Genomic DNA, 17,284 nt, shown 5'->3' with positions numbered 1-17,284 from the left:
TTTTTTAAAATCCTACTTGAAGACCAAAGGTTATGGAAGTAGGTTGAGGATATAATCCTCTGTCAATACCTATAGATCCCACACCCTGATCCAAAACATTATCAACTCCAATCTCGGGATCTAAACCGGAATAATCTGTTACGGTAATCAAATTTTGACCACTCAAATATATTCTTAAATTAGAAAGCGAGTCACCAAAGATACCCTCATCAAAAGTATATCCTATATTCAAGTTTTTCAATCTTGTATATGAACCATCTTCAATAAAGCGGTCTGAAGCATTAAGGTTCTGAGGTGCGCCATAAGCACGTGGTATTGAATTCGATGTACCTTCTCCGCTCCATCGATCCAGAACAGCTACACCACTATTAAACAATCTCCCCATACCTTGCAGGTCATAAAGATTAGTATTATAGACATCCTGTCCATAAGCTCCCTGAATAAACAAAGAGATATCAAAGTTCTCGTACTGAGCACTTAAATTAAGACCTAGCGTAACATCTGGGTATGGATTACCTATCACTGTCCTATCTGCCGCATTTATAATTCCATTGTCGTCCATATCCACAAAGCGGACATCTCCAGGTTGCACAACCTCTTGGTCTGGATTCGCTGTTAAGACTTCATCAACTTCAGCCTGATTTTGGTAGATACCGTCGGTCTTTAAACCATAGAAATGAAATAAAGCTTCTCCCGGTGAGATCCTGGTTAGATACTCATTTTCAAAAAATCCTCCCGGAATCCCGGAAAGGCCTCCTATGGAAAGTACTTCATTTTTACTGGTTCCCAAATTTAAATTAACAGACCAGGTAAAATCACCTTCATAATCATTATAACCAAGATCAACCTCAAAACCATTTGTTTCGACAGATCCAACATTGGAAGCTATTGTAGGAACATTGTACCCTAAACTTAGTGGAAGTGGCAAATCAAAAAGAAGATCATCACTTTGGTTATTATAATATTCCAGTGACAGTGTAAAGGCATTATTAAAAACACCTAAATCAATTCCGATATTCTTCATAGTCACCTCTTCCCATTTAAGGTCTGGATTAGCAAGACCTTCAGCAGTAGTACCCTGCATGGCTGCACCTCCGATTGGATAAATAAAACTTGTAACCAGTGTTGAAGCATAACTATAATTACCGATAAGGTCATTACCAGTTGTACCCCAGCTACCTCTAATCTTCAGATTGTTAATATCTGAATCTTGCATAAAATTTTCTTTGGCTACATTCCATCCTGCAGCAACAGACCAGAAATTACCCCAACGATTATTTTCACCGAAGCGGGTGGAAGCATCTCTACGGAAAGAGCCGGCTAAAATATATTTTTGATCAAAATTATAGTTAATACGACCTAAAAATCCTACCCTCCTGTATTCTGAAGAAGCCGAAGACAATCCAGCTTGATTTAATGATAATTCTTCCACATCATCAGTAATCGGGTTCTGGCTGCTTGCATTAAGACTTTCGCTATCAATTCTTTGATCTTCTGCTAAAGCAAGAATTTCGAAATTGTGCAAATCTGCAATATCGAATTTGTAATTCAAGCTTTGAGTAAGGGTAAGAGATTGATTGGTACCGCTGTTTTTAGTAATTTGAGCAAAATCAAATTGATGAGTTGCTCCCGCGCTGTCATCATTATAAGAAGGTATAAAAATATCATCATTATACTTATAATAATCTAAACCTGCCTGGCTCTTAAAAACAAGACCGTCGAGTATTTCATATTCAGCAAATAGATTACCTAAAATAGTTATGCCTTTATTTTCAGCACTTCCCAGTGTTTGGACCCGAACCGGATTTTCTGCATCCTGCCCATCTAATGTAGAATTGGGACCCTGAAAACCACCCCTGTTATTAGAATTATATACAGGTAAATAAGGAGCTGATTTGATAGCGTGTTCTAATAGTGACCTACCTCCCGATTCCCTTTCAGGATTTTGAACAGTAAAAGCCACGTTTAGCGTTTGTCCGAAACGAAGTTTTCCAAAATTAAAATTACTATTAGATCTGAAATTGAATCGCTCATACTCTGTTTCAATAATCGACCCTTCCTGATTAAGGTAACCCCCTGAAAACCTATAATTGCTACTCTCATTACCTCCGGAAAGACCAAGATTAAAACTTCTTAAAACACCTGTTCTAAAAATTTCATCCTGCCAGTCGGTTTCATTATCAAGAAAATCTGCATATTGAGGGTCTGTAATACGGCCTGGAACCGGAGGCACTATTTCTCCAAATTCTCTTGCATACTGTATATACTGCTCAGTATTTAACACATCATAACGATTACTGTTAAACTGCACCCCGGAATAGGAATCAAAACTTAGCTCGGCTTTTTGAGAAGCTTTTCCAGATTTAGTAGTAACCAGCACGACACCATTCGCACCTCTCGAACCATAAACCGCTGTAGTAGAGGCATCCTTTAAAACCTGGATATTCTTAATATCATTTGGATTAAGACTTCCCAATCCTCCTGCTATTACTCCATCTATAACATATAAAGGATCGTTGTTATTAGGTGAAGCCAAGCCTCTAATCCTTACTGCCGGCGAATTTCCGGGAGCACCCGAGTTGATCACCGTAACACCTGAAGCTCTTCCCTGCAAAGCCTGCTCTGCAGTAGCCACAGGAAGACTGTTGATCTCTTCTGTGTCTATAGAAGAAATTGCCCCGGTAACTTCAGCCCTTGACTGTGTACCGTAACCTACAACTACAACATCATCCAATGACTGGGCATCGGCGACCATGTTTATGTCTATCACGGAACGATCGTTAATCGCAATTTGCTGTGTCTGATAGCTAATATAGCTAAAAATAAGCCTGGCGTCGGGCCCCAAATCTTCTTCCACTTCCAGAGTATAATTTCCATCAAAATCTGTTGTGGTACCTGTTGTTGTTCCCTCCAATATCACATTAACTCCGGGAAGCGGTCCATTTGCATCAGTAACTGTTCCTGTAATTGTTTCCTGTGCCGAAATAAAGCCGAAGCAAAGGAAGCAGAGCAAAAACAAGCTACTTTTAAAGTAATTTTCTCTCATATTGATTAATTGAATGTTTGTTAGTTGAGGTTAAAAGTAGAAAAATAAATCTAATTCGCAATCGATTTCGGCCAAGAAATTAACAGGATGATAAGATTATGCAGCGTTTCGCAGTAGACCAATAATAGACCTGCCGCACGACTGAAGATGTGATATTCCCTAATGATTTACATTGATATACTCCAACAAATCATTATTTTTAACAGCAACCACAACATCCCTGTTCTGGTACTTTACTGTTAACAAATCCTTTACATCGCCAATTACGAAGAACCCACTTTCTGGGGCAGTGGTCTCCATGAAGTTACCAGCTCCATCTCCTTTCAAAAACATTCCATAGCCGGCATCGTTCCTGGTGGTCTCTACTTCTGACCAAAAAAGATTTCCAGCAACTATAGCGTCCAGGTTCCCATCGCTATCGTAATCATCTATAAGAATCTGGTTTATGGATGAAATTTGCGCGCCTGAAGGAAGCTCATGCCGCACAAATTTTCCATCTCTGTTTTCAAGATAAACACTTGAGAAAGATTTAACCTGGTAATGAAGAGAATTTTCCAACTCCTCTTCAGTGTAAACATCTTCTAGTGTTGCAGTTGAAAAAGACTGATAATCCGGAAATTTATTTTTAATTCCGGGAATTTGCTGCGAAGAACATTCCCGCCCACGCAATGGAAATTTTTCTCCTTCATTATAGTAACTTAATACAATATCCTGCTGATTGTTCTGGTCAAAATCATTAAAATAAATATCAAAGGTCTCGTCTTCGTTGGCTGTATATTTATAGTTGCGGCCAAGATTTCCAACTAGAAAATCCTGATCGCCATCATTATCAAAATCACCAGATTTAATGCTCCACCACCAACCCGTGGTATCTGAAGTCAACCCAAGCTCTTCTGAAACTTCCGTAAAACCTTTTTCCGAATTTTTAAAAACCCTGATAGGCATCCATTCTCCCACAATTATTATATCTTCCCATCCATCCCTATCGATATCTGTTATTTCGGCACTGGTAGCCATACCCAAAGACTGGAATTCCGGAGCTATATTTTTGGTAATATCACGATATTTAGCTTTCCCATTTTCTCCCACATTCTTCAGAATATATGTTTTTGCAGGCGAAGGATAATGACCGGGATCCAGACGCCCCAGCACTAACAGGTCCTTTTTCCCATCTTTATCAAAATCGGCCTGGTAAACACGGGAACCGCTGGTACGCATTTCGGGTAACGCAGATTCATCTCTCTTAAAATTACCTTTACCATCATTTATATACATCCTGTCCTGCAGATACTCTGAATCAGGTTGAAATTCGTTTCCCCCACTAACTACGTAGATATCATTGTGCCCATCCTCATTTGCATCTAAAATTAATGCACCTAAATCTTCATACTTCTTATCCTCCCGAAAAGCTGTGCTAGTCTGCTTTTCAAAACCTGTTGCGGTTTGGAAATATAGACCCGCCTCATAATTAGAAGCAGCCCCAATAAAGAAATCCTCCCTTCCATCTCCATTCAAATCACCAACTGCGGCACCCGGTCCAAATGTCGAGGTACGATGAGGCAGAAGAACCTCTTTTGCAAAATCATTATATTCATTTTCTATATGTTGATATTGTGGAAAAGAAGCAGTATCCTTTATAGTTGTAAAAAGCTGACTATCTTTTTCATTTTCCCCTTCTGAAACCTCTGTAGCATTATTGTAGTTGAAAGTAAGTAGCTGGTTGGCTTCAACATCATTTATCCTTTCAGCCCTACCATCAGGCCAGATAATTCTTATTTCATCAATAACTTCAGCCTTTGCAAGACCAAAGTGCAACTGAGGAGCAACAGAAGACTGGAAACCCCTTGTAAGCGTAAGCTCCTGCATTTGCTCTGTATCATTGACCTTCACATACGCCCGTGCCCCTAACCCAAAGGAATTGTTCTCATTACCTTTAAATTGTATCTGGACGAAATTATTATAGTCTGAACTGGTGTTCTCGAAGAAAGAAGCACGATCATCTATATTATTAGTGATAATTTCTAAATCTCCATCATTATCCAGATCTGCATAAACAACTCCATTGGACCATCCTTTATATTCAATACCCCATTTTTCATTTGCTATCTCGAAAGATAGATCCCCATTATTCTGAAACATGAAATTATCTATCTTTTCAGAGGGAATATTCAGGCTCTTTTCCAACTGATTCTCCTCTACAACCCTTGTTTTCTTTAGGTTATTGAAATAATCATTGTTATTAATTTCTCTTCTTGTCCCATTGGTAACAAACAGATCTTTGAGCCCGTCATTATTAAAATCAGCAAACAAAGGGCCCCAACTCCAGTCGGTAGAAGAAGCTCCTGTTATTCGGGATAAATCGGCAAAAAACGGATTTTCATCCTCAAAAACACCTGTGTTTGTCTGAAGCGTATTTTGCATATACTGGTAATGGAAACCGGCATCTACTGTGCTCCAAAACAAATCGGGATTCATACTTGCCATGTTGGCTTTTTTCCTTCTGTTTTTCTTGGCAGACATATCTACCTGATAAATATCTAGATTCCCGTCATTGTTATAATCGGCAATATCCACTCCCATACCATAAAAAGCAGTATGCGAGGTAGCTTTCTTAACAACCTCCCTAAAAGACCCATCTCCGTTGTTCATGTACATAAAATCAGGAGAACTAAAATCGTTGGATATATAAATATCCGGCCAGCTGTCATTATTCAGATCGCCCACTGTAGCAGATAATGACAACCCAAAACTGCGGACTCCAGCTTCATCGGTGACATCTATAAATTTTCCGTCGTCATTGCGTAATAAGTGATCAGATTCAAGATCGCTTACATTTTTCATTTTATACTCGTATATAAAATTGGGAGAATCAAAGCGGGTGGGGGGATAATTAGCTATGTAGGCATCAAGATCACCATCTTTATCATAATCAAAGAAGGTAGTTTGAACACTGTTCCCAGGGTCGTCCAACCCATACTCTTCTGCCCTTTCTTCAAAAGTACCATCACCGTTATTAATAAAAAGCTGGTTGTTCTTCGGTTCATATTTCCCTCCTACAGAGAGATAAATGTCCAGGTAACCATCACCATTTACATCTGCCATAGTTACCCCTGTATACCAGCGCTTGTCTCCGGTAACCCCGGCCGCTTCAGTTATATCCTCAAAAATCAGATTTCCTTTGTTGAGATAAAGCTTATTTGGCACCTGGTTCCCTGTAAAATAAAGATCCTGTAAGCCATCATTATTAATATCTCCGGCAGAGACACCACCCCCCATGTAGATGTAAGAATAGTTAAAATAATTAAGGGAATCAGTCTCTGTTAAAATATTACTGAAATCGATTGCGGAATCTTCTGAAGAGATGTTACGAAAAATTTGAGTTTCTGAAGAATCAGATACTGCAACTTCCTCTTCTTCCTTACAACTACTAAGCAGAACCAAAGTAGCAACTGCGATAATATTTAAACAAATTCTCATTTTATACTGTCTATTTAAAGAAAATTCCATTAACATATAATTAACGGCTGTAATGTATGAAATTCCTAATTTTCTGAAGGCAAATTTAAAAATTATTAGTTCTCACTTCAAAAAATTCAAATTGCTCAGATAACAGTACGCAAGCTTCCTCCTTTTTCACTTGAAATAAGCAAAGAAAATGTCAGTTTAAAATCAAAAAATTTAAATGGTGCAGGTCTTCCTTGAAAATATGAAAAGGAGGCCTGAGATTTTTTTTATTACCTTTATTAGATGCAAAAAGCTTGTTTGGAATGTGGCGAAAAACTGGTAGGCCGCGAGGATAAAAAATTCTGTAGTGACTATTGCCGTAATGCGCACCACAACAAGGCAAACAAAGACAGTACTAAGCTTGTGCGGAATACCAACAACCAGCTACGCCGAAATTACCGCATTCTGCAGGATTTAAATCCGGAAAATAAAACAAAAACCAGCAAGTCTAAATTGCTGGCAAGAGGTTTTAATTTTGAATTTTTTACGAGTATCTACACCACAAAAGCAGGAACAGTGTATTATTTTGTATATGACCAGGGATATTTGCCTCTGGAAAATGATTTTTATGCCCTGGTAAAGCGCAACTAAGTCCTCCAGGTATCTCCTTTAAGTTGCATTGCCGCTTTTAAAATATCACTTTGGCTAATTTGCCCTACAAGCTTTCCGTCTTCGCAAATTGGGAAACGTCGATGTTTTAGTTCAACAAATTTCTTTGCGGCATCCAGGACATTCATTTTACCATCTATTGTTTCTACATTGCAGGTCATATGCTTCTTCACCGTTAAATCCTCCATAGGCATATTGTAATAACGGCTGTCAGAAATCTGCTTTAAGCAATCTCCTTCAGAAATAATACCCAAAAGCTCATTCCTTTCATTTACAACAGGGCCTCCGGAAATCCGGTTTTCCACCAGCTTTGCGATAACATCTGTTATCTTCTCCTCTTTCCTGAAAGTAATAAGCGAAGTGCTCATATAATCTTCTACTAATATTGGCTCTTCGACCGGTTTCTCCGGCTCAGCGCGCTTCCCCTGAAAACTTTTAATAGCCATAGTTTAAGTTTTTGATTGTTAAGTAATTAAATATAGCAAAAATTACGACAGCCTGATTGCTTGTCTTAATTTTTCTTTTTTGCAATAAATCTTAACTAACTTTAGACCTTATTATAACAGCAACTTTACATAATATGCTGAAAAGATTTTCTGCGGTTTTCGCCTTCCTTCTTATCGTTCTCGCCATTTGGTTGCATTACTACAGCAGCCAGCCAGGCTATAATCAATCTGAAGCTGTTCCGGAAAAAGAATTTTCTACTACACGCGCCTTTTCCCATGTAGAAGAAATTGCCAAACAGCCACACTTTGTTGGAAGTGCAGCTCACAGCCGCGTTCGCAATTATATTATCAGCCAGCTGCAGGAAATGGATTTGCAAGTGCAGGTTCAGGAAGGTTATCACCTTAACAATACAGGAGAAATGGCCCGGCCGCAAAATATCATTGGTCGTATAGAAGGTTCCGGCAATGGAGAGGCGCTCGTGCTTATGTCGCATTATGACAGTGACCCCCATTCTTCCTTTGGAGCGAGCGATGCAGGGAGCGGAGTTGCCACTATTCTTGAAGGAATAAGGGCTTTTCTTGCGGCCAATACCTCTCACGAAAATGATATTATCATTCTGTTTACAGATGCTGAAGAGTTGGGCCTCAATGGCGCCGGACTCTTCGTAAACGAACATCCATGGGCTGAAGACGCAAAGCTGGCATTCAATTTTGAGTCGCGCGGAAGTGGAGGAAATTCCTTTATGCTACTGGAAACCAACGACGCAAATTCGGCTTTAATAAAGGCTTTTAAAAAAGCAAATCCGCAGTTTCCCGTTACCAATTCCCTCGCCTACAGTGTCTATAAAATGCTACCCAACGATACAGATTTAACCGTTTTACGGGAGGAGAGAAACATCAACGGATTCAATTTTGCATTTATCGACGATCATTTTGATTACCATGCCGCTACAGATGTTTCGAAAAATCTCGATAGGGAAAGCCTCGCGCAGCAGGGAAGTTACCTCATGCCATTGCTCTATCATTTTAAAGACGCAGAGCTCTCACTAGATTCTACTGAGGATTTACTATATTTCGATCTTCCCTTCGGCAGGATTATCTCTTATCCTTTCTCCTGGATTTTTCCAATGCTTATAGCCGCAGGTATTCTTTTTCTCGCGCTCCTGGTTTATGGGTTCAGCACAAAAAGGCTGGAACTGAAGTTGGTTCTGAAGGGATTCATTCCTTTTTTACTTAGCCTCATCATCTCAGGAGTACTTGTTTTTTTGCTCTGGGAATTTTGTTTGATGATCTACCCTGAATATTCCGAAATGGAACAGGGTTTTACCTATAACGGATATTATTACATATACGCCTCAATTTTCCTAAGCTTAACCGTCTGCTTTTTTGCCTATCGGAAGAATTTTAAACCAAAATATACCGCCTCCCGCTTTGTAGCTCCGCTATTTTTCTGGTTGCTGTTGTGCTCCCTGGTTGCCTTTGTATTAAAAGGTGCTGCGTATTTTATAATTCCGGCTTTCTTCGGAATCTTGCAATTATTGGTAATGCTCAGGCAAAAACAGCCAAATTTGCTCCTAATGTCTGTTTTGTGTTTACCGGCAATCTTCATACTAATGCCTTTTGTTGATGCTTTTCCGGTTGCACTGGGTTTAAAAATTCTATTTGTTGCAGCAATTCTAACCATGCTTTTGTTTTCATTACTATTGCCTGTTTTCAGTTATTTCCGAAGAAATAAAGCGCTTGCGGTAGTATCTTTTGTCATTTTTAATGTACTTTTTCTAACCGCCCATTTTAAATCAGATTTTACTACAGAAAGGCCAAAGCCCAATAGCCTGGTTTACCTTTTAGATGCAGATACTCACGAAGCCCAATGGTTTTCTTACGATAATATGCCAGATGAATGGACCGCTAATTATTTTGGGGAAGAGCCGGCGATCCACCCTTCAAAAATGGCAAATTTCGATAGTAAGTACGGCAGCACATTTACCTACAGCGCAACTGCACCAAAAATAGACTTACAAGAACCGGGAATTTTGCTTGAGCTAATCGGCAGTTCTGCAAATACTAATAATTATTCTCTTAAAATCGCTCACAACAGGAGCGTGAACAGGCTGGAACTATTTGCAGATCCCGATTTGGATTTTGAAGAATTTGAAGTCAACGGGAAAACAGCAAAAGAAATTTCCCTTGGAGAAAACAATTTCCATGTGTTCAAAAAAAGATGGAAAGAACAACTGCTGCTTTACCACGCTGCAGGCAATGATACCCTGCGGATAAATTTCAGATTACAAAAGGACAAAGAACCCGAATTTTTGCTTTACGAATCCAGCTATGACCTGTTGGAAAATTCCGCATTAAACGTTCCAGAAAGGCAGGATTGGATGATCCCGAAGCCATTTGTGGTTAATGACGCGGTGATAATTAAGAAAACTATAAACCCAGAAAATAATTCCGGAGCGGCAAATCAATGATCACTAAAATTTTACAATTATGAATATTTCTATCCTAGGTTGCGGCTGGTTGGGCCTCCCGCTGGCAAAAGCTTTAATAAAAGAAGGGGACACCGTAAAAGGGTCTACCACGCGAAGGGAAAAAGTGATACATTTACAGGAAGAACAGATTTTACCTTACCAGATTGAGCTTTTTACTGAAGGAATCCAGGGAGATATTGATGCTTTCCTCTCAGGATCTGAAATTCTTGTCTTAAACATCCCACCAGGGCTTCGCAGTGATCCGGAAACAGATTTTACCGGAAAAATGGAGCAGCTTTTGGATCATTTAACGAGAAGCAGTATCAAAAATGTGCTTTTTGTGAGCTCCACTTCTGTTTATAAAGACACTGAAGAATTTTTTGTTTATACTGAAACTTCTACTCCAAATGGGAATTCCCGTGCGGCAGTAGAAATTATTGCTGCAGAAAAACTGCTAACCGCAAATGACAAATTCAGCACTACAATTGTAAGATTTGGAGGATTACTGGGCGCAGACCGGCATCCGGTTAATTTCCTGACGGGCAGGGCGGGCTTAGAAAACCCAAAAGCGCCGGTAAATTTGATACAGCAAGAGGATTGTATAGAAATTATTCAGAAAATTATTGAAAAAGAAGCCTGGGGAACTGTTTTTAACGCTGCTTTTCCCGAACATCCCAAAAAGGAAGCTTACTACGCAAAAAAAGCAGCTCAAAACAAGCTTGCTTTGCCAGAATATGATCAAATACACCCTTCAAAGGGAAAAATTATAACCTCCGAAAGGCTGGAAGGAATGCTGGATTTCAAATTTAAACACAACATATAGCCGGTACCTGAAAAAATCAATTTGAAAATTTGAAGATTTGGAAATTTGGAAATTTGCTAATGAGAAGCTCCAAAAAAGAGAGACTTCTAAAATGGCAATTATCGGCTTCGAGGAGTTCGGAGTTCGGAGTCCTTTTGTCAGTTCAGAATATCGAGAACCAGGATCGGAAAGAAGATTCGAGAGGCTGAAATCAATTTACAAAATTTGAAGATTTGCTAATGATTATCTAAAAGGCAGGGCTTCTAAAATGGCAATTATCGGCCTTCAGAAAAAGTTTGCTCAACTACGAACTAAAGACTACGAACAAAAAAGCAGTGTCACATTGAGTATATCAAAATGTGTGGGTTTTACAAACTCCCCTGACAGTTATTTACTTTGTATAAGCTTTTGAATAAGGAGACCAAATTTCGTAAATAGGATCACCCTTGGAACTTTTCCCCTGGTGGTGCCATTCGCCATCTTTCACTTCGTACTGAAAGTCAAGACTGGCGCCTACCCTGCCACTATCGCGGGAGAAAAATTCGATATTTTCGATGTACTTACCATCTTCAGCAGAATAAGTACCGCCGCCCGTACCACTGAATTCTTTTGTCGCCGAATTAAAAGCGATCCACTGAAAACGTCCGCCCCCAAGGATCTTAACCGTTCTACGATCGCCGGGAGTCCTTCTGTTTATGTCCCCATCCCTCATTCTGCCGGTAATCACCCAGTTTCCGCTAAGGTCATTTTCTTCCGAAGAAATTTTTTCCCAAACCTGGACTTCAGTTACATTGTCAATTTCAATTTTGTTACTTCCATCGAGAAAAGTAAGTTTAGGATTGAAAGTGTGGCCAACAACTTCAGAATTTTTTGTGTTAAAATCTGGCATTTCCTGGTAATCACCTTCTGAATATTCGCCGCCAAGAGTCCACAGAAATTCATTAGTTTTAGAACTTTTGGCACCTTCAGCAAAATAACCGTCCTGATAAATCCTTACCACATCTTTGTCAGTAATTTCCTTTCCGTTTTCTTCAACAAGTTTCCAGGAACCTTCCAGGCCTTGTGCTTTTATTGAAAAACATAAAATAAGTAGCGGTAGAATAATTAACTTTTTCATATTTGACATTTTTAATTAATGAAAACATTTCGGCTGAATTCAAATTTTCACTACTCCTGTTCTTCCCCGTAAGTATCATATTCGGGATACAGGAAGTTGTTGTAAGGGAATCTTGTAATGTGAATTTTCCTTACTGCTTCATAAACTTTCTTCCGGAAATCTTCAATGTTTTCCTTTTCTAAAGCAGAAATAAACAGCACATCCTCACCCAAACGATTCATCCACGTCCTTTTCCAATCTGTGAGCGTATTGTGAGCCGTGGTTTTTTCGGTTACCAGATCATCTTCAGCAATAACTTCAGGTTTGTACTGGTCAATTTTATTAAAAACCATCAGCGTTGGCTTATCTGAACTTTTAATTTCGTCCAAAATCTGATTTACCGAATCTATATGTTCTTCAAAATTAGGATGGGAAATATCCACCACATGCAGGAGCAAATCTGCTTCACGAACCTCATCCAGCGTTCCTTTAAAAGATTCTACAAGCTGTGTAGGCAGCTTCCGGATAAAACCTACAGTATCGGTTAGTAAAAATGGCAAATTTCGAATTACTACTTTACGAACAGTAGTGTCAAGTGTCGCAAATAATTTATTTTCAGCAAAAACTTCACTTTTGCTAATCACATTCATTAAAGTGGATTTCCCCACGTTGGTATAACCTACAAGCGCCACACGCACCAATTGTCCGCGGTTGCCCCGCTGCACTTCCATTTGCTTATCTATTGTAGCTATTTTCTTTTTAAGAAGTGCAATTTTATCACGCACTATACGCCTATCTGTCTCAATTTCGGTCTCACCCGGACCTCGCATTCCAATACCCCCACGTTGCCGCTCAAGGTGAGTCCACATTCCCGCAAGTCGCGGCAACAAATATTCGTATTGGGCCAGTTCCACCTGCGTCCTGGCATAACTGGTTTGGGCCCTTTGCGCAAAAATATCGAGAATAAGGTTGGTCCTGTCCAACACTTTGCATTTTAGAATTTTCTCTATGTTTTTTTGCTGTGCAGGTGAAAGTTCATCATCAAAAATGGCCGTACCAATCTCATGCTCATCCACAAAAGCCTTTACATCGTTCATTTTACCCGAACCGATAAAAGTCTTAGGATTGGGCATATCTAACTTTTGTGTAAAGCGCTTTAAAACTTCACCGCCGGCCGTATAGGTAAGAAACTGGAGCTCATCCAGATATTCTTCCAGCTTATCTTCTCCCTGATCTTTGGTGACGATCCCTATAAGAACCGTTTTTTCGTATTGTAAATCGGTTTTTTCAATCATAAAGACAAAGTTACATAATTGAATGTTATTGTGATTTTTAGCGATGTTTATTCAACAAAAATTTAACGCAGAAAAGCCTGCCATTTTCACAGCAGGCTTTATTTTTTAGCAATTGTTTTAAACTAGAATCCGTAATTGATTCCTACGCCAAAAACTTCCCTAACCTGAAAGGCTGCCACGGCATTGTCATCATAAATTGCCTGGAACAAAAGATTTGCAGATAGGTAATCGTTAATATCCATTTGCAGGTCCATCAAATAATCTATATCTATGTTACCAGGCTTGTCCAGGTAATTTTGATAGAAATTGACAGAATTGCTCATAATAACATTTTCCAGCAACTCGAAATTCGCAAGTATATTTAGAGAAGAACCAAACTCAAACCTCATAGATTTACCTCTGTCCACTCCAAAATATTCCCCGTCCTGATAATCGGGGCCTGTTGTGAAACGGTCGTCTACAAAAATGAAACGTGAAGTTGCAGGTGCAAGATTTATGACGAAATTTTCATTTTTCTTATACATAATACCGGGCCCAGCCTGCAGATAAGCGGGAGAAAGGAAGTGCGTGGTTTCTGTTCTTATAGTTTCCCCATCAGCGCCTTCACTAAACCTGTAACCTTTGTCGAACTGCGTTCTGAAATTAAGGAAAAAGGAATAATAGAAACCCGATTCTTCAATTTCCAATCCTGCAAGAGAGTTTATATCCAGCCTGTCACTGGATTTTCTGGGAAATTCGTCTGTTCTCACTTTGGTAAGACCGTAATTTCCAAGAATTTTGTTCCTCCATGTAAAATCGTCCTGCCGGTAGTTGATATTATAATCTACGGTAAGGTTCCCGGCGATGCTGGAAGTTCCCCCGCCGGTCCATTCTGCATTAAAAGCAGACTGATTGAAAAGCAACTGGACATTACCTTCTGTATCCCATCCATTGGGCGGGACAGAATCTTTTTGCATTTCTTGTTGTGCCTGTACCGTTACTGTAATTGTAAAACTTAAAGCTACAAGTAAAAATTTTAGCATTCTTATTTTTTTGGTTTTTTGTAAAGAGGTACAGAGGAACAAGCTTCCCCATACAACAGGCTTTTTACTACAGGTTGCAACTTTTCTATAAGCAACAAGTAAGCGTTTTTAGGGACCGGTTTATGAGAACATCCCTTAACAATAACAGGTTTATCCACTAACCCTGAAACATCCATATCCTGAATAATTTCGGTATATAAAACGGTCTCCAGATCATCCAGGTTTCCGGAAACTGTTTTTTTTGCGTAAGGCTGAAGATAAGTAGCCAGCAACATATAAGCCCAGGCGGGAATTATAGCATCTGTAGTGCAGGTTAGCGCCACATAAGCATCTTTGTACCGGCTCCAGTCGTGCTGGGCAGCTTTTTCTCTAAACACTCCTTCACGAAGCACCAGCCCTTCCAGCAACCAGTCTTTTATATCGAAAAGCACCCGTTCTCCCGGTGGATAATAGTCTTCAAGATCAAAGGTTACCAGTTTACTGTTGGCTACTCTGTTTACTATTTCTGTAGACATATCTTTTTATATTTTCAGCGCTAAAAATTTGCTTTATAAAAGTCCCAGTTCCAGTTTTGCCTCTTCGCTCATCAGGTCCTGTGTCCATGGTGGATCGAAAGTAATTTCCACCTCGGCATCTTTTACCATATCCAATGACTTTACCCTTTCTTCGACTTCCTGCGGCAGACTCTCGGCTACGGGACAGTTAGGGGTGGTAAGCGTCATAAGGATTTTCACCTCATAATCCGTACTCACCATCACATCGTAAATCAATCCAAGTTCGTATATATCCACGGGAATTTCGGGATCATAAATGGTTTTAAGGACCTTTACGATTTTTTCTCCTAATGCTTCAGTATCTATTTCCTGTTCCATCTTAATTTAATTGCGTTTGGTATGCCACGGCATACATTTTTAACTGTTTGATCATGCTCACCAATCCGTTTGCCCGGGTAGGCGAAAGATGTTCCTTTAACCCAATTTCATCTATAAACTGCGTATCGGCTTCAATAATATCTGACGGGTGTTGATTAGAGAATGCCCTAATAAGGATCGCTACGATCCCTTTTGTAATAATCGCATCACTATCTGCCGTAAAGGTCAGTTTATCACCTTTAAGTTCTGCATGTACCCACACTTTGCTCTGGCAGCCTTTAATAAGATTTTCTTCAATCTTATATCTCTCATCGATTAGCGGCAGCGATTTTCCAAGTTCTATCATATATTCATAACGCTGCATCCAGTCGTCGAACATGGCAAACTCATCTACGATCTCCTCTTGTATTTCCTTTATATCTTTACTCACTTTTCATCTGTTTTTTTAAGGCTTAAAAGCTCCTCATTATCTCCTGATAACAATGTTAAATTATTATCCTCAATCTTTACATTCCTGATTTTTGGAAGTATTTTCCCGAAATCATCTTCATATTCCATCTTCCCTTCACAGTACATTTTGGTTCCCAGCGGCGGATTAAATTTAATTACTGAATCCTGAATTTTATAGGTCGCTACAAAATTATTACAGCCCAATTTTCCTGAAAGCCGTTGTTCTTCACCATTAAATTGAAGGTTAAATCCTTCGGAAGAAACATCCTGCCCTTCAATTTCCAGCAATTTATATTCGCTGTCAATGGCATTGAGAGCTGCGGGATCTTCTGAAATCTCTTTTTCTGAATTTCCGCAGGAAATCATTAAAAATGCACTAATTATAAAAACGACTTTTTTCATCCTTCTTTCTTTATGAAAGCATTGCCCTAGCCTTTTCTACCGCTTCTATAAACCGATCAATTTCGGCTCTTGTATTATAAAATGAAAAGGAAGCCCTGACGGTACCCGGAATTTTATAAAAATCCATAATAGGCTGTGCGCAATGATGACCTGTACGTACTGCAATTCCCAATTTATCCACAATTGTTCCTATGTCGTAAGGATGAAGGCCTTCTATATTAAAAGAAACCACAGATGTTTTCTCTTTGGCAACTCCATAAATCCTCATCCCTTTAATCTCCAATAATTTTTTTGTTGCATATTCCAGCAAATCCTGTTCGTAGGCGGCGATGGCATCAAAACCTATATTATCGAGATAATCCAGGGCAGCACCAAAAGCTATTCCGCCACAAATATTTGGTGTTCCAGCTTCAAATTTGTGCGGAAGATCTGCATAAGTTGTTTTTTCAAAAGTTACTGTGGCAATCATCTCACCGCCTCCCTGGTAAGGGGGTAACTTGTTTAGCCATTCTTCTTTTCCGTAAAGAACCCCAACTCCGGTTGGACCGCACATTTTATGTGCAGAAACAACATAAAAATCGACATCCAGCGCCTGAACATCTGCCTTAATATGTGGTGCTGCCTGTGCCCCATCAATTAAAACCGCCGCTCCTGCCGCATGTGCTTTATCGATAACTTTTTTTATAGGATTAACCGTTCCCAAAGCATTGGATACATGGTTTAAAAAGACAATTTTCGTCTTTTCTGACAGTAATTCTTCAAAAGCAGTATAAACCAATTCCCCGTCTTCATTCATGGGGATCACATTCAGTTTTGCACCTGTTTTCTCGCAAATCATTTGCCAGGGCACAATGTTAGAGTGATGCTCCAGTGCTGAAACCAGAATTTCATCCCCTTCTTTTAAAATCGCGCTGAAACCACTTGCCACCAGGTTGATCCCGTGAGTTGCCCCGGAAGTAAAAATTATTTCGTGCGACTTTTCCGCATTAAAATGCTTCTGAATCTTCTTTCTGGCAGCTTCATATTTATCTGTAGCCTCCTGGGAAAGCGTATGTACGCCACGGTGAATATTGGCATTGTAATTTAAATAATAATCAACTATCGCGTCTATAACCTGCTGCGGCGTTTGGGAAGTGGCCGCATTGTCGAAGTAGACCAGGGGATAATTATTGACTTCCCTCTGAAGGATAGGAAAGTCTTTTCTGATCTTTTCTACATCAAAAACATTTTTTTCAGCAGCAATACTCATTCTGTCATTTTTTAAAAATT

The 17,284-nt window shown here is 39.5% G+C and carries 14 protein-coding genes; 3 read left to right on the top strand and 11 right to left on the bottom strand.

Features of this window, described 5'->3' with window-relative positions; all coding sequences use genetic code 11:
• Positions 1-4: 4 nt before the first annotated feature.
• A complete protein-coding gene (locus RM529_RS04540) occupies positions 5-3,046 on the bottom strand; it encodes a SusC/RagA family TonB-linked outer membrane protein (RefSeq protein ID WP_311483560.1) in 3,042 nt (1,013 codons plus the stop codon).
• 159 nt (positions 3,047-3,205) lie between these two features.
• A complete protein-coding gene (locus RM529_RS04535) occupies positions 3,206-6,523 on the bottom strand; it encodes a CRTAC1 family protein (protein ID WP_311483559.1) in 3,318 nt (1,105 codons plus the stop codon).
• A 270-nt stretch (positions 6,524-6,793) separates the two neighbouring features.
• Between RM529_RS04535 and RM529_RS04530 the strand changes: the two genes are divergently transcribed.
• Entirely contained in the window at positions 6,794-7,141 is a 348-nt protein-coding gene (locus RM529_RS04530) for a hypothetical protein (protein WP_311483558.1), read from the top strand.
• Here RM529_RS04530 and RM529_RS04525 read toward each other — a convergent pair.
• Positions 7,138-7,605, bottom strand: a complete 468-nt coding sequence (locus RM529_RS04525) for a CBS domain-containing protein (RefSeq protein WP_311483557.1) — start codon at positions 7,603-7,605, stop codon at positions 7,138-7,140. The genes RM529_RS04530 and RM529_RS04525 overlap by 4 nt on opposite strands.
• Positions 7,606-7,739: 134 nt before the next feature.
• Here RM529_RS04525 and RM529_RS04520 point away from each other — a divergent pair, with 134 nt between their 5' ends.
• Together RM529_RS04520 and RM529_RS04515 are read left to right on the top strand one after the other, a co-directional pair.
• A complete protein-coding gene (locus RM529_RS04520; protein ID WP_311483556.1) occupies positions 7,740-10,076 on the top strand; it encodes a M28 family peptidase in 2,337 nt (778 codons plus the stop codon).
• 19 nt (positions 10,077-10,095) lie between these two features.
• Positions 10,096-10,899: a Rossmann-fold NAD(P)-binding domain-containing protein gene (locus tag RM529_RS04515; protein ID WP_311483555.1), complete on the top strand. Its 804-nt coding sequence runs from the start codon at positions 10,096-10,098 to the stop codon at positions 10,897-10,899.
• 370 nt (positions 10,900-11,269) lie between these two features.
• Here RM529_RS04515 and RM529_RS04510 read toward each other — a convergent pair whose 3' ends face one another.
• From RM529_RS04510 to RM529_RS04475, 8 genes are all read right to left on the bottom strand, one after another.
• Positions 11,270-11,995, bottom strand: a complete 726-nt coding sequence (locus RM529_RS04510; RefSeq protein WP_311483554.1) for a hypothetical protein — start codon at positions 11,993-11,995, stop codon at positions 11,270-11,272.
• A 50-nt stretch (positions 11,996-12,045) separates the two neighbouring features.
• On the bottom strand, positions 12,046-13,269 hold the full coding sequence (gene hflX / locus RM529_RS04505) for a GTPase HflX (RefSeq protein WP_311483553.1): 1,224 nt from the start codon (positions 13,267-13,269) through the stop codon (positions 12,046-12,048).
• A 122-nt stretch (positions 13,270-13,391) separates the two neighbouring features.
• Positions 13,392-14,291, bottom strand: a complete 900-nt coding sequence (locus RM529_RS04500; protein WP_311483552.1) for a DUF3078 domain-containing protein — start codon at positions 14,289-14,291, stop codon at positions 13,392-13,394.
• Positions 14,292-14,293: 2 nt separating this feature from the next.
• Entirely contained in the window at positions 14,294-14,806 is a 513-nt protein-coding gene (locus tag RM529_RS04495; protein WP_311483551.1) for a DUF2480 family protein, read from the bottom strand.
• Positions 14,807-14,839: 33 nt separating this feature from the next.
• On the bottom strand, positions 14,840-15,163 hold the full coding sequence (locus RM529_RS04490; protein WP_311483550.1) for an iron-sulfur cluster assembly protein: 324 nt from the start codon (positions 15,161-15,163) through the stop codon (positions 14,840-14,842).
• A gap of 1 nt (position 15,164) precedes the next feature.
• A complete protein-coding gene (locus RM529_RS04485) occupies positions 15,165-15,593 on the bottom strand; it encodes a SufE family protein (RefSeq protein ID WP_349254639.1) in 429 nt (142 codons plus the stop codon).
• Complete coding sequence (locus tag RM529_RS04480) at positions 15,590-16,015, bottom strand: META domain-containing protein (RefSeq protein ID WP_311483549.1); 426 nt, start codon at positions 16,013-16,015, stop codon at positions 15,590-15,592. The genes RM529_RS04485 and RM529_RS04480 overlap by 4 nt, the downstream gene beginning before the upstream one ends.
• A 10-nt stretch (positions 16,016-16,025) precedes the next feature.
• The gene (locus tag RM529_RS04475; protein WP_311483548.1) at positions 16,026-17,264 is read right to left on the bottom strand and encodes an aminotransferase class V-fold PLP-dependent enzyme; all 1,239 of its coding nucleotides are present in this window, start codon (positions 17,262-17,264) and stop codon (positions 16,026-16,028) included.
• Between the last annotated feature and the right edge of the window lie 20 nt (positions 17,265-17,284).

Source organism: Autumnicola edwardsiae (assembly GCF_031846505.1).
In the GTDB taxonomy this organism is placed as follows: Bacteria; Bacteroidota; Bacteroidia; order Flavobacteriales; family Flavobacteriaceae; genus Autumnicola; species Autumnicola edwardsiae.
This window is presented reverse-complemented; position numbering and strand designations above follow the sequence as displayed.

Excerpts from the sequence above, each read along its gene's own strand:
- RM529_RS04540 (WP_311483560.1), bottom strand. The coding sequence starts at position 3,046 with ATGAGAGAAAATTACTTTAAAAGTAGCTTGTTTTTGCTCTGCTTCCTT.
- RM529_RS04535 (WP_311483559.1), bottom strand. The coding sequence starts at position 6,523 with ATGAGAATTTGTTTAAATATTATCGCAGTTGCTACTTTGGTTCTGCTT.
- RM529_RS04530 (WP_311483558.1), top strand. The coding sequence starts at position 6,794 with ATGCAAAAAGCTTGTTTGGAATGTGGCGAAAAACTGGTAGGCCGCGAG.
- RM529_RS04525 (WP_311483557.1), bottom strand. The coding sequence starts at position 7,605 with ATGGCTATTAAAAGTTTTCAGGGGAAGCGCGCTGAGCCGGAGAAACCG.
- RM529_RS04520 (WP_311483556.1), top strand. The coding sequence starts at position 7,740 with ATGCTGAAAAGATTTTCTGCGGTTTTCGCCTTCCTTCTTATCGTTCTC.
- RM529_RS04515 (WP_311483555.1), top strand. The coding sequence starts at position 10,096 with ATGAATATTTCTATCCTAGGTTGCGGCTGGTTGGGCCTCCCGCTGGCA.
- RM529_RS04510 (WP_311483554.1), bottom strand. The coding sequence starts at position 11,995 with ATGAAAAAGTTAATTATTCTACCGCTACTTATTTTATGTTTTTCAATA.
- hflX (WP_311483553.1), bottom strand. The coding sequence starts at position 13,269 with ATGATTGAAAAAACCGATTTACAATACGAAAAAACGGTTCTTATAGGG.
- RM529_RS04500 (WP_311483552.1), bottom strand. The coding sequence starts at position 14,291 with ATGCTAAAATTTTTACTTGTAGCTTTAAGTTTTACAATTACAGTAACG.
- RM529_RS04495 (WP_311483551.1), bottom strand. The coding sequence starts at position 14,806 with ATGTCTACAGAAATAGTAAACAGAGTAGCCAACAGTAAACTGGTAACC.
- RM529_RS04490 (WP_311483550.1), bottom strand. The coding sequence starts at position 15,163 with ATGGAACAGGAAATAGATACTGAAGCATTAGGAGAAAAAATCGTAAAG.
- RM529_RS04480 (WP_311483549.1), bottom strand. The coding sequence starts at position 16,015 with ATGAAAAAAGTCGTTTTTATAATTAGTGCATTTTTAATGATTTCCTGC.
- RM529_RS04475 (WP_311483548.1), bottom strand. The coding sequence starts at position 17,264 with ATGAGTATTGCTGCTGAAAAAAATGTTTTTGATGTAGAAAAGATCAGA.